This is a genomic window from Alteriqipengyuania sp., assembly GCF_964222115.1.
GTDB lineage: Bacteria > Pseudomonadota > Alphaproteobacteria > Sphingomonadales > Sphingomonadaceae > Alteriqipengyuania.
Genome location: NZ_CAXQBM010000005.1, coordinates 1 through 12,462 on the forward strand (window position 1 = coordinate 1; position 12,462 = coordinate 12,462).

Sequence of the window (12,462 nt, forward strand, 5' to 3'; positions counted from 1 at the left end):
ATTGCAGAGCAATTTCACGATCATCGACCCGGACGAACAGCTGCGGCTGCTCAAGACACTGATTGCCGAGGCGGAGCTGGACGAGAAGCGTTGGCCCGCACGCCAGCTCGCCGGGCTGATCGACCGGTGGAAGAACCGCGGGCTCAACCCCGGCGATCTCGATGCGGTGGAGAACGAAAGCTACGCCAATGGCCGCGGCGCGCAGCTTTACGGAACCTACCAGAAGCGGCTGCAAGCGCTGAACGCCTGCGACTTCGGCGATCTGCTGCTGCACATGCTCAACATCTTCCGGCAGAATTCGGACGTGCTGGAGCAGTACCAGAACCGCTTCAAATATATCCTTGTCGACGAATATCAGGACACCAACCAGGTCCAGTACCTGTGGCTGCGGCTGCTGGCGCAGAACCGCAAGAACATCTGCGTGGTGGGCGACGACGACCAGTCGATCTACTCGTGGCGCGGCGCGGAAGTCGCCAACATCCTGAAGTTCGAGAAGGATTTTCCCGGCGCCAAGGTTATCAAGCTGGAGCAGAATTATCGCTCCACCCCGCATATCCTGGGCGCGGCATCGGGCCTGATCGGCGCAAATAGCCAGCGGCTGGGCAAGGAATTGTGGACCGAGGCGGATACGGGCGACAAGGTCCGCGTGATCGGCGTGTGGGATGGGCCCGAAGAAGCGCGCCGTGTTGGCGAGGAGATCGAAAGCCTTGAACAGCAAGGCATCGGGCTGGACGAGATCGCGATCCTCGTGCGCGCACAGTACCAGACCCGCGAGTTCGAGGATCGCTTCATCCAGATCGGCATGGCCTACCGCATCATCGGCGGCTTCCGCTTCTACGAACGCGCCGAAATCCGCGATGCACTCGCCTACCTGCGGGTGATCGCGCAGCCGGCAGACGATCTCGCGTTCGAGCGGATCTACAACCAGCCCAAACGCGGGCTCGGCGCGAAGACGCTTGAGAAGATGTACCAGCATTCGCGGCGCACCGGCATGCCGCTCGCCGCCGCCTCGCTGGACCTTGCAGACAGCGACGAACTTCCTGCGCGTGCACGCGGCACGATTGGCAGCTTGATGCGCCAGTTCCTCCAGTGGCGCGAACAGGCGGACGCACTGGCCCCTGCAGAACTGCTGCGGCAGGTGCTGGAGGAAAGCGGCTATCAGGCAATGCTCGAAAACGAGCGCACGCCCGAAGCCAAGGGGCGGCTCGAAAACCTCTCCGAACTCGCGCGCGCGATGGAAGACTACGAAACTCTGGGCGACTTCCTCGAGCATGTCGCGCTGGTGATGGACAATGACGCGAACGCCGACGAGGCGAAGGTCACCATCATGACCATCCATGCGGCGAAAGGCCTCGAATTCGATCACCTGTTCCTGGTCGGGTGGGAAGAAGGCGTATTCCCCTCGCAGCGTGCGCTCGACGAAGGCGGTCTCGCCTCACTGGAAGAGGAGCGCCGCCTCGCTTACGTTGCGATCACGCGTGCGAAGAAAGCCTGCACCATCCTGCATGCCGCCAATCGGCGCATCTACGGCCAGTGGACCAGCTCGATCCCCAGCCGCTTCATCGAGGAATTGCCCGACGCCCACGTCGAGAGCGAAACCACGATGAGCGGCGGTGCGTCATTGTGGCGTGCCAACTGGAGCGAACAGGATGATCCCTTCGCCCATGTCACGCGCGACCGCCCCGACCGATCCCAGGCGCGCGGGCCCGGTTGGCAGCGCGCGCTTGCGACAGGCTACGAGACACGGCCTGCACGGGTGCTGGAAAACCGCCGATCCGCCGCCAGCTTTGCCGCCAAGCCGCGCACCGATGTCGCTCTGGGCGCACGCGTGTTCCACGACAAGTTCGGCTACGGCAAGGTCATGAGCCAGGAAGGCAATAAGCTGGAGATCGAATTCGAGACCAGCGGCACCAAGCGCGTGATCGACAGCTTTGTGAAGCTGGCGGACTGATGCTGGCGTTCCTTATGGATATGCTATCCAGCATCCCGGGGTTGAAGCCGCCCGTACGGCAGCATTGGGCGTGGTGGCTCCTGTGGGTGCCATGGGCAGCCTTCTGGTCGGCAATCCTTGCCTTCGGCGTCTGGGCAATCGCCTACAGACTGGTGGGATTGTTCTAACCCACCGCGCGTAGGTGCGGGGCCGCGCGCACACGATCGCCGGCGATCGCGTCGGGGCAGATCGAGGCTGTACCGCGCTCGGCCCGCTTGGCCTGATACAGCGCATGGTCGGCGCACCGAAGCAACGCGCTGCGTTCGTTATTATTGTCGGTCAGCCAACTGGCACCGATCGTCGCGCTGACCGTCAGGCTCTCGTCATCGCGGCCAACCGCAAAGGTCAGGCGACCCAGCAGTGTGGCAAGCGTGCTCTGCAAATCGATGAGCAACTCTTCTTTCTCGATTACCATCACGAACTCGTCGCCACCAAGGCGTGCGGAAAACTGGCCGACAAAGGGCTCGCTCACCAGCTGGCTGGCAACCTCCTTCAATACCTTGTCGCCCGCTTCATGGCCGAGGACATCGTTGGTTTCCTTGAAGCGATCGAGGTCGATCAGCAGCAGCGCCAGGGGCTTGTTCGCCTTGCACGAACTGGTGATCGCATCGTCCAGATACTGGTTCAGGCGGGCACGATTGGGCAGGCCGGTCAGGTCGTCGACATGCGCCGCGGTGCGCAGCCGCGTTTCGAGATGGTAGCGGTCCGTAATGTCTTGGAAGACACCGATCATGGCGACGGGATCGCCATTCAGAATCTCGACCTCGCCCTGTGTGCGTACACGTTTGAGTACGCCCTTCGCATCGCGGAAATCTAACTCCAGGTCATAGGGTTTGCCGGTTTCGCGGCAATCGCGGATCGCGGTCTCCAGGCGGGCGCGATCGTGCGGCATGTAGAATTCAAGAGCATGCTTCAGCACTTCGTCATCGGCGCTCTCGACGCCGTGGATCGCGCAGGTCTGCTTCGACCAGAATACTTCATCGGTGTTGAGGTCGAGGCGCCAGTGGCCGATCTGCGCCATCTGTTCGGCCAGTTCGAACTGCCGATGCGTGCGGTGGAGATTGTCGATCAGCGCCCTGCGCTCGGCCAAAGCGATGCGCGATAGTTTCGCGTCCAGTCGGGTGCGCAATAGCGATTCGATGACCAGCGCAAGCTGGCGCAGTTCGGACAGTTCGTCGGGCGTGGCAGTGCGCGGATGATCGTCGATCACGCATAGTGTGCCGATCGGCGCAGATGCCTCGCCGATTGTGGGTCCAGCCAGAGGGATGGAAGCATAGAAGCGAAGTTCGGGAGTATCGGCGATTGCCGGATTCTTGCCGAATTGCGGGTGCGCCTGCAGGTCTTCGACCAGAATTTCCCGGTTCTGCTCCACCGCTATTGCGCAGATCGAGCAATCGCGCGGAGTTTCGCGAAGATCGGTGCCCTCGCGTGCCTTGAACCACTGGCGGTCGCTATCGATGAAAGAGATGAAGGATGTCCGGCAGCCGAAGATGCGGCGTGCAGCCTTTACCACAGCGTCGAATTCATCCTCGGGCGCAGTGTCGAGAATTTGCAGTGCGGTCAGCGTTTGCTGACGGAGCACCTCGTCGCGAGCAGTTGTGTCGGGCATCCAGCATTCCTTCCGTAGAGGAGGAGAATGCCGGAAAGTGGTTAAAAGCGGCCTAATACAGGCGTTCGGACTACCGCCTCAGGGCATCGCTACAGCGCGCTCACCGAGAGGAAATCGGGCTTGGGCCCGTTCCACTCGCCCGCCGGGACTGCCTCGTCATCTGCATCCCGCCGGCGGCTGCCGCGCGAGCGCGATGGCGCGTCGTCACCCTTGCGCGGGCCACGCTCGCGTTGTGCCTTGGGTGCGCGGCCTGCATCCCGATCCTCGTCGCCGCGGCGATTCTTTTCCGCGCGCTTCTCTTTGGCTTCGGGTTTGGGTTTGGGCTGGGACTTCGCCTCGAGCAGATCGACCCGCACGTCGGACTTGCCGAAGGGCTTGACCTTGGCCCCCGTCAGCTTCTCGATATTGGCGAGCGCCTCTTCATCCTCGCCCGTCACCAGCGTGAAGGCGCGCCCCTTGGCGCCTGCGCGGCCCGTGCGCCCGATCCGGTGAACATAGTCGTCCGGGTGCCAGGGCGTATCGAAGTTGAAGACATGGCTGACACCCTTGATGTCGAGCCCGCGCGCGGCGACATCCGAGGCGACTAGGATATTGATCTCGCCTGATTTGAAACGGTTCAGTTCGGCAATCCGGCTCGACTGGTCCATATCGCCGTGGATTTCGCCGCTGGCAAAACCGTGACTTTGCAAGCTCTTGTTGATCTCGCGCACGGTCGTCTTGCGGTTGGCGAAGATGATCGCAGTCTCGACGTGATCGTGCGACAGCAACCAGCGCAAGGTCTCGCGCTTCTCGCGCGGCTTGGTGGCGATCTTGAAGGCGGTGATATTCTCGTTGGTCGAGGCCGCGCGGCTGACCTCGATCCGTTTGGGATTGTTCAGGAACTTGCCCGCCAGCTTTTCGATCGGCGGCGGCATGGTCGCACTGAACAGCAGGGTCTGACGCGGTTCGGGGAGTTTCGAACAGATCGTCTCGATATCGGGGATGAACCCCATGTCGAGCATCCGGTCGGCTTCGTCGATCACCAGCAGTTCGCACCCGTTGAGCAGGATCTTCCCGCGTTCGAACAGATCCATCAAGCGGCCAGGCGTGGCGATCAGTACATCCACGCCTTCGTTCAGCGCCTTGACCTGGTCGCCCATCTGGACACCGCCGATCAGCAGCGCGAGCTGCAGATCGTGCTGCTTGCCGTATTTCTCGAAGTTTTCAGCCACCTGCGCCGCGAGTTCGCGGGTCGGCGCGAGGATCAGCGAGCGCGGCATCAGCGCACGGCGGCGACCTGCCGCGAGGATATCGATCATCGGCAACACGAAGCTGGCGGTCTTGCCGGTACCCGTCTGCGCGATACCGATGATGTCCTTCATCATCAGCACGGGCGGGATCGCTTGCGCCTGGATCGGCGTGGGCTCGCTGTATCCGGCGGCTTCGACCGCCTGCAGCAATTTATCGGAAAGGCCGAGATCGGCAAACTTCATTCAGGGTTCCGGATGTGGTGGTGTAGTGCGGCCAATCCCGCGCGCTTTCGATCCGCAGGAGACAGGCCCACGGAAGCGCGCGCGCTTTCGCGGAAACCCGTGACAATGTCAAGAAAATGCGCGGGGTACCGCCCTACTCGACGGGGACAAGCTGGCGGATCGCCTCGATCTTGCAGGTCGCGCCTGTCCTGGCGCGCAGCGTATCGCGACCGGCGCAGATATTCCCGTCCTCATTCGGCTCGACCATGAAACCGAGGTAGAAATCGCGCGCATTGCACGATTTGCGCAGCTGCGCGCGGATCATGCGGCTGTCGGAGAGATAGAGCACCAGGTCTCGCGAACTGACCGTCTGTACGCCCACCACGCTGCGCGCGGGGACGCACTTGCCGATCTTGCGCTGTTCGTATCTTTGCGGAAGCACTTCACGCCAGTTGGCGACCAGCTCGCGCGTATTGGGGCGACGAGGGGAAACGCGGATCGTAATCTGCTGCCGGATGCGCACCTGGTGCGCAATCCGGTCTCCCCGCCACGCTTCCGCTACCAGCCAGCCGGGTGCCGACGCTTCCGGCATCTCGATTGGAGTCTCGGTAGCATACGCGGGCTGCAGGTTGGGCAAGGCCACGTTCGAGACATCGGTCTCGCTAACCGGGGCAAGACCCAGTGCCGGTGCCAGAAATGCGGCCATGAAAAACATGCGCGTGCCGTTTACCTCTTGCGGCGGAAAGTCCAGTTATGACCCCGCCCCGTTCGATCTGCCCGTCGCACGCAATAGGTCGTGCAATTGAATGGCGGCTTAATTGCGGCGGGGTGAAGCCCCAATCTGCTGGCCTTGCGTCGCCAAACTGTGGCAATGCGGCAACATGCACAATGCCTTTCTGGATGATGCTGGGGAATTGCTCGGCACGCGCGGACTGACCCTCGATGCGCAGATCATGGAGCCATGGCTGACCGATTGGCGCGGGCGCTATACCGGGCGGGCGCTCGCCTTGGCCTCCCCCGCAACCACGCAGGAAGTCGCAGCGCTGGTCAGGCTGTGCGCACAGCATCGCGTGCCGATCGTCCCGCAGGGGGGGAATAGCGGCATGTCTGGTGGCGCCACGCCCGATGATGGCGGCAGTTCCCTCCTCCTCTCGCTACGGCGGATGAATGCCATCCGCCGGTGGGACGAAGAGGCGCGGCAAGTGGTGTGCGAAGCGGGTGTGGTCCTACAGACGCTGCACGATTCCGCAGCGGAGCGCGGCTTGCGTTTCCCGTTGACGCTTGGAGGCAGGGGGTCGGCCACCATCGGCGGTCTGATCTCGACCAACGCAGGGGGTACGCAGGTCTTGCGCCACGGCACGATGCGCGCGCAAGTGCTGGGGCTGGAGGCGGTGCTGCCCGATGGCTCCGTGCTGGATACGCTCGCGGCGCTGAAGAAGGACAATCGCGGGTTCGATCTGAAGCAGCTGCTGATCGGGTCCGAAGGGACGCTCGGAATCGTCACAGCGGCGACCCTTCGCCTGATACTGCAAATCGCTGCGCGGCGCGTAGCATTCGTGGGGCTGGATTCGGTCCAGCAGGCCCGCCGCCTGCTCCTGCTGGCTTCCGACCGGTTAGGAGACGCGCTGGAAGGGTTCGAAATCATGCCGCGCACGGCACTTGAATCCGTGTTGGAATATGAGCCTGCGGCGCGCGATCCGCTCGGCTCCGCTTACCATTGGTATGCCCTGCTGGAATGCGTTGCCGATGAAGCAGACGCCGGATCGCTGGAGCCACGCGCGACACAGCTGCTCGAACAAGCAATGTCGGATGGACTCATTACGGATGCGACTATCGCGGCGAACGAAACGCAGGCCGAGGCCCTGTGGGCGCTGCGCGATGGCATTTCCTCCGCCGAACGCGCCCGCGGGCCCGCGGTCCAGCATGACATCTCGGTACCGGTCGAACGCATGCCCGACTTTATCGAACAGGCCAGTGCCATTCTGGAACGCCAGTTCCCCGGTACGCAGGCGGTCGCCTTTGGACACCTGGGCGATGGCAATGTCCACTTTCACCTGCGCGCTCCCGAGGGCGCACAATCGGGCACGTCGGGTGGCACGTGGAACGAAACGCAAGGCAAGCAGATCAGCGCAAAAGTGCACGATCTGGTGACCCAATGGGGCGGCTCTATCAGTGCCGAACACGGCATCGGCCAGATGAAACGCGATGAGCTTGCCCGTCTCGCCGATCCGGCTGCGCTGACGATTCTGCGCGGGGTGAAACAGGCGCTCGACCCGCTCGGGATCATGAACCCGGGCAAACTTGTGCCGCTTGCCAGCGACCCGCCCGACGCCTAAAGGCGCGGTTTCCCGATCAGGGGCATGGCGTCTTCTGCCAGCCTCAGGACAATTTCAGCCCGATTACGGAGAGACCGATGGCCAGCGCGCCGCAACAGCCCCAGCTTCCCATGTTCTATCAGGATCTGATGCCGCTCAACACGCGGGATCACATGAACTTCCGCAACCGCCTGACCGAATCGGCGCCTTGGTTGACTTCGCAGCACATGATCCCGCTCACGGCCGACGAGTTCGTCCAGGCCGGGCGTCATTTCCCGATTATCTTCTCCTCGGGCGAAAATCCGCTGCCGCTGGCGCTGCTGGGCCTGAACGAAGGCGTGAACACTTTCTTCGACGACGAAGGCAAGCTGAACGAGCCGGTCTACGTGCCCGCCTATATCCGTCGCTACCCGTTCCTGCTGGCCCGCCTTTCGGAAGAAAACGAAGAGCTTTCGCTCTGCTTCGACCCGACCTGCAATGCGGTGGGTGAATTCGACGAGGGCGAAAAGCTGTTCAATGAAGACGGCTCGACCACCGAGCAGACCAAGGCGATCCTCGATTTCTGCGAGAAGTTCGAACAGGCCGGCATGCGCACCAAGAACATGACCGACCAGCTGATGCAGCACGACCTGCTGATGGATGGTGAAGTCTCGATCGAACGGGGCGATGCCCCCGGCCAGCCTTATGTCTACAAGGGCTTCCGCATGATCGATCAGGAAAAGCTGCGCCAGATGGATGGCGCGACGCTCGAAAAGTGGAATAAGGACGGCATGCTGCCCCTGCTTTATGCGCACCTGAACTCGCTCGACCTGATGCGGATGATTTTTGCCAAGCAGGAACAGCAGGGCAAGATTCCAGCCCCCAATGCGCAGCCTGCCGGGTAACACCAACGCTTCACCGGGTTGTGCGCCGCACTCCTTGACAATGCTGCAGCGCACCCCAGATTTATGGTGTCCGGGTGGTACTCCCCCCTCAAAACCGCCCGGATAAGCGCGCCTTCGGGCGCGCTTCCTCCCTGAACCTTGGCCACCTCGTGCACATGCTGCACGGGGTGGTTTTTTATGTTCTGTCAGATACTTACTCGGCAGCAAGCGGCAGGTCGTAGTCCCGCTCTCCCGGCAGGATTTCGGCTGCCAGCGCACGCACAAGGTCGGCCAGCAGGCGCGCCAGCGCAGGCATGCGCGCCGACGGGCTTTCGAACCGCGCGTCGAGATACAGCGTCCTGCAAATTTCGAGCTGCAGCGCATGCATGCCGAGCGAGGGGCGACCATGCCGATCGAGGACATATCCGCCCGCGTAGGGGCGGTTGTGTGCCACACCACGCTGATGGCTGCCGAGAAACTGTATCGCACGGCTGGCAACACGATCCTCGCACGAGGCGCCGAAGCGGTCCCCGATCACGAACTCGGTCGGCTGTTCCCCCGGATGGCGAGTGCGCAGCGGCGGCATCGAATGCAGGTCTATCAGCAGCGCCACGCCCCACGCCCGGCGAATATCGCCGAGTGCCCGTGCAAGCGCGCGATGATAGGGATCGTGAATGCCGTGAATGCGAGCCGCCACTTCGTCGCCGGACAGAGGCGCACGCCAGATCTCGCCCACCCCGGATACACGCCGCGGCACCAGCCCGAGCCCGCTACGGGCCCGTCGATTCGCACTTGAATGCGTAACGCCGGTGGGCCGGCCTTCGTCGATCATCGACCAGTCGAGATCATCTGGCGCGCGGTTGAGATCGAGCATCGCGCGCGGCGCGCGAGCCACAAGCGTCGCCGCGCCGGACAGATTCGCAACCGCCAGCGCCAGTTCGTCGACCAGCCGGTCCTCCAGCCGAAGCTTGGCAACCCCCGGATTGCGCAACCTTGCATCCACATCGCGTGGGTAAGCCCGCCCTCCGTGCGGAGCAGCGATCAGCACCGGAATCGTGGCCTCATCCACACCCCGCAGGCGGAATGCAGGCTCGCCGCTGCCCGGGATCATCCCTCCGACAATTTCCTGTCTCGAATCGCCGCTCACAACCGTCTCCGTTCCTGCCAAGTGCTGGACGCGAAGAGGGTGTGTGTCAAAGCAGGGCACGGCGCGCGCTTGCCAAAGATTCCTTAAGCGGTGCACGCTAAGGCAGACTGCATATGAGCGAACCCACACCTTATCGGCGAATCCTCCTTGCAGAGGACGAGGAAGCAATGCGGACTTACCTGGCCCGCGCGTTGGAGAAGGCTGGCTATGCGGTCGATTCGGTCGACTGCGGAACGGCCGCATTGCCGCTGCTGGAAAATGGCAATTACGACCTGCTCCTTTCCGATATCGTGATGCCGGAAATGGACGGGATCGAACTGGCCCAGCGCTGCAACGAGATGAGCCCGGACACCAAGGTGATGTTCATCACCGGTTTCGCGGCGGTATCGTTGAAAGCGAATGCCGATCAGCCGCAGGCCAAGGTGCTCTCCAAGCCGTTCCACCTTCGCGACCTCGTGCTGGAGGTGGACCGGGTTTTTGCAGAGGCGAAAGAGGCCCAGCTGTAGGACACGGCTCTAGGGTCTTGTCTCGCGAGCGCGGCGCCGCTATCTGGCGCGTCCGCCGTCACGGCGGCACATGCGATGGTGTGGGCGTATAGCTCAGTGGTAGAGCACTATGTTGACATCGTAGGGGTCGCAAGTTCAATCCTTGCTACGCCCACCATCGCGCATTTCCCGCCAATTACCTGATCTCGCGCGACGAATATCGCTTACGGGGGAAGATGTGACCCAAGCCCTGTACCTGCTTATCGTCCCGGACCCGGATACCATTCCCGACTCGCTGGACCTGCACGGCGAGGGGCGGCGATTTGCCCCGGGTATCTACTGCATCCTCAGCGATCTTACCCGATCCAAGCTCTATCACAGGGTCAAGTGGCAACTGGCCGACGATGCCGCGCTTCTGGTTGCGCCTCTTGAGGACGCGCCGAAATTCAAGGGCATGGATGATGGCGCCTTGGCCTGGCTACGGTCTCTCGATTTGAACTGATCGACAACCTGCAGCCAATCGGCAGCGCCCGCCCGCCTTGCACGTGCCCCGCCACCTGCTAAAGCCGCGCCAGATTTCACCCCCATCTTGAAACACGCGGTACCGACAGGACGAATAATGGCAAAAATTCAGGTCAAGAACCCGGTCGTCGAGCTCGACGGCGACGAAATGACGAAGATCATCTGGCAGTGGATTCGGGAGCGGCTGATCCTGCCCTATCTCGACGTCGACCTGAAATATTACGATCTTTCGATCGAGAGCCGCGACGCCACCGACGACCAGATCACGATCGATGCAGCGAACGCGATCAAGGAACACGGCGTCGGCGTGAAGTGCGCCACCATCACTCCCGACGAAGCGCGGGTCGAGGAATTCGACCTCAAGAAGATGTGGGTCAGTCCCAACGGCACGATCCGCAACATCCTGGGCGGCGTCGTCTTCCGCGAGCCCATCGTGATCGACAATGTGCCGCGGCTGGTGCCGGGCTGGACCGATCCCATCGTGGTCGGCCGCCACGCCTTCGGCGACCAGTATCGCGCCAAGGACACGCTGATCCCCGGCGCGGGCAAGCTGCGCCTCGTCTTCGAAGGCGAAGATGGCGAGAAGATCGATCTCGACGTGTACGAGTTCCAAAGCTCGGGCGTCGCGATGGCGATGTACAATCTCGACGAATCGATCCGCGACTTCGCGCGCGCTTCGATGAACTACGGCCTCGACCGTGGCTGGCCGGTGTACCTCTCCACCAAGAACACCATCCTCAAGAAGTACGATGGCCGCTTCAAGGATCTGTTCCAGGAAGTGTTCGACGCCGAATTCGCGGACAAGTTCAAGGCCGCCGGCATCACCTACGAGCATCGCCTGATCGACGACATGGTCGCCGCCGCGCTCAAGTGGAACGGCAAGTTCGTGTGGGCCTGCAAGAACTACGACGGTGACGTCCAGTCGGACACTGTCGCGCAGGGCTTCGGGTCGCTCGGCCTGATGACCTCCGTGCTGATGACGCCCGACGGCAAGACCGTGGAAGCGGAAGCCGCGCACGGCACCGTCACCCGCCACTATCGCCAGCACCAGCAGGGTAAGGCGACCAGCACCAATCCCATCGCCAGCATCTTCGCGTGGACGCGCGGCCTCATGTATCGCGGCAAGTTCGACGACACGCCCGAGGTGGTGAAGTTCGCCGAAACGCTGGAGAAGGTCTGCATCAAGACGGTCGAGAACGGCCAGATGACCAAGGATCTCGCGCTGCTGATCGGCCCGGGCCAGAGCTGGCTGACCACCGAGCAGTTCTTCGAAGCGATCGTGACCAACCTGGAAGCGGAAATGACCAAGCAGGGCCTCGCCCCGGCGTAATCCGACCCTCCCCGATATCGGGATGGCCCCCGCGGCTGCGTTCAGGCGTAGGCGTCGGGGCTTTCTATGTGCGGTGTATCGATCCCCAGCCCGATGAGCCGCGCTGGCACGCGCTGGAGCGGGCCGAGCGAATCGATGATCCGCATCGCCAACGGCGCGCGCTCGATCGGCTCCTCGCGTTCAAGGATTGGCATGATAAATCGATCCTGCATCAGCTTCTGCAGCATCTGCGTATAGTGGACCGAACGTGCACGCAGCTGCTGTACGCGGACGAGAAGCGGGTCGGGATCCTCTCCGCGCGCCAACGGCTCGGCAAGCACATTCGCCGCGACCACCGCATCCTGCACCGCCACATTGATACCGACCCCGCCGATCGGGCTCATCGCGTGTGCCGCATCGCCGATGGCGAGCAGGCCGGGGCGATGCCAGCGGATCAGCCGGTCGAGCGAAACGCTGAGCAGTTTGACCGCGTTCATGTCGGTCAGCTTCTCGATCTCGGGGTCGAGCGCGGGCACCAGTCCGCGAATCCGGTCGCGAAACGCGGCGATTCCCTCAGCCCGAATCGCATCGCCCGCCCCCTTGGGAATGACGAAGGCGCATTGCAGATAGGTCCGGCGGTTGATCAGGACGAGGAAGCGGCCCGCTTCGAGCGCGCCGAAGCTCTCCGCACCGATCTCCTCGGGCAGGTCGAGCCTGAACCACAGCACATCCATCGGCGCGCCGATGGTCTTGAGCGGAAGTTCGGCCTGG

11 protein-coding genes and 1 tRNA gene are annotated in these 12,462 nt (G+C 62.8%); 7 read left to right on the forward strand and 5 right to left on the reverse strand.

What is annotated here, in order from left to right:
- Positions 1-1,951 (forward strand): ATP-dependent helicase (locus tag ACEQXE_RS00225; RefSeq protein ID WP_370176891.1); only part of this gene is annotated, 1,951 nt, incomplete at its 5' end.
- Between the two features lie 163 nt (positions 1,952-2,114).
- Here ACEQXE_RS00225 and ACEQXE_RS00230 read toward each other — a convergent pair.
- The 3 genes from ACEQXE_RS00230 to ACEQXE_RS00240 all read right to left on the reverse strand — a co-directional run bounded on the left by ACEQXE_RS00230 (position 2,115) and on the right by ACEQXE_RS00240 (position 5,765).
- Entirely contained in the window at positions 2,115-3,599 is a 1,485-nt protein-coding gene (locus ACEQXE_RS00230) for a diguanylate cyclase domain-containing protein (RefSeq protein WP_370030112.1), read from the reverse strand.
- Positions 3,600-3,688: 89 nt separating this feature from the next.
- Entirely contained in the window at positions 3,689-5,071 is a 1,383-nt protein-coding gene (locus tag ACEQXE_RS00235; protein ID WP_370030109.1) for a DEAD/DEAH box helicase, read from the reverse strand.
- 133 nt (positions 5,072-5,204) lie between these two features.
- Positions 5,205-5,765 carry a hypothetical protein gene (locus ACEQXE_RS00240; RefSeq protein WP_370184022.1) on the reverse strand — a complete coding sequence of 187 codons (561 nt, stop codon included), beginning with the start codon at positions 5,763-5,765 and terminating at the stop codon, positions 5,205-5,207.
- 166 nt (positions 5,766-5,931) lie between these two features.
- Here ACEQXE_RS00240 and ACEQXE_RS00245 point away from each other — a divergent pair, with 166 nt between their 5' ends.
- Both ACEQXE_RS00245 and ACEQXE_RS00250 read left to right on the forward strand, forming a co-directional pair.
- On the forward strand, positions 5,932-7,386 hold the full coding sequence (locus ACEQXE_RS00245; protein ID WP_370030105.1) for an FAD-binding oxidoreductase: 1,455 nt from the start codon (positions 5,932-5,934) through the stop codon (positions 7,384-7,386).
- 77 nt (positions 7,387-7,463) lie between these two features.
- The gene (locus ACEQXE_RS00250) at positions 7,464-8,249 is read left to right on the forward strand and encodes a SapC family protein (RefSeq protein ID WP_370030103.1); all 786 of its coding nucleotides are present in this window, start codon (positions 7,464-7,466) and stop codon (positions 8,247-8,249) included.
- A 193-nt stretch (positions 8,250-8,442) separates the two neighbouring features.
- Here ACEQXE_RS00250 and ACEQXE_RS00255 read toward each other — a convergent pair whose 3' ends face one another.
- Complete coding sequence (locus ACEQXE_RS00255; protein ID WP_370030135.1) at positions 8,443-9,339, reverse strand: N-formylglutamate amidohydrolase; 897 nt, start codon at positions 9,337-9,339, stop codon at positions 8,443-8,445.
- Positions 9,340-9,488: 149 nt separating this feature from the next.
- Here ACEQXE_RS00255 and cpdR point away from each other — a divergent pair, with 149 nt between their 5' ends.
- From cpdR to ACEQXE_RS00275, 4 genes are all read left to right on the forward strand, one after another.
- Entirely contained in the window at positions 9,489-9,881 is a 393-nt protein-coding gene (gene cpdR / locus ACEQXE_RS00260; protein ID WP_370030100.1) for a cell cycle two-component system response regulator CpdR, read from the forward strand.
- An 82-nt stretch (positions 9,882-9,963) separates the two neighbouring features.
- Positions 9,964-10,038: transfer RNA gene (locus tag ACEQXE_RS00265), tRNA-Val, on the forward strand.
- A gap of 60 nt (positions 10,039-10,098) precedes the next feature.
- Positions 10,099-10,362 (forward strand): hypothetical protein, encoded by a 264-nt coding sequence (locus ACEQXE_RS00270; protein ID WP_370030098.1) that lies wholly within the window; start codon positions 10,099-10,101, stop codon positions 10,360-10,362.
- 117 nt (positions 10,363-10,479) lie between these two features.
- Positions 10,480-11,712, forward strand: coding sequence for an NADP-dependent isocitrate dehydrogenase (locus ACEQXE_RS00275; protein ID WP_370030096.1), 1,233 nt, complete (start codon positions 10,480-10,482; stop codon positions 11,710-11,712).
- Positions 11,713-11,753: 41 nt separating this feature from the next.
- Here ACEQXE_RS00275 and ACEQXE_RS00280 read toward each other — a convergent pair.
- On the reverse strand, positions 11,754-12,462 hold a 709-nt coding region (locus tag ACEQXE_RS00280; protein ID WP_370176892.1), incomplete at its 5' end, for an FAD-dependent monooxygenase.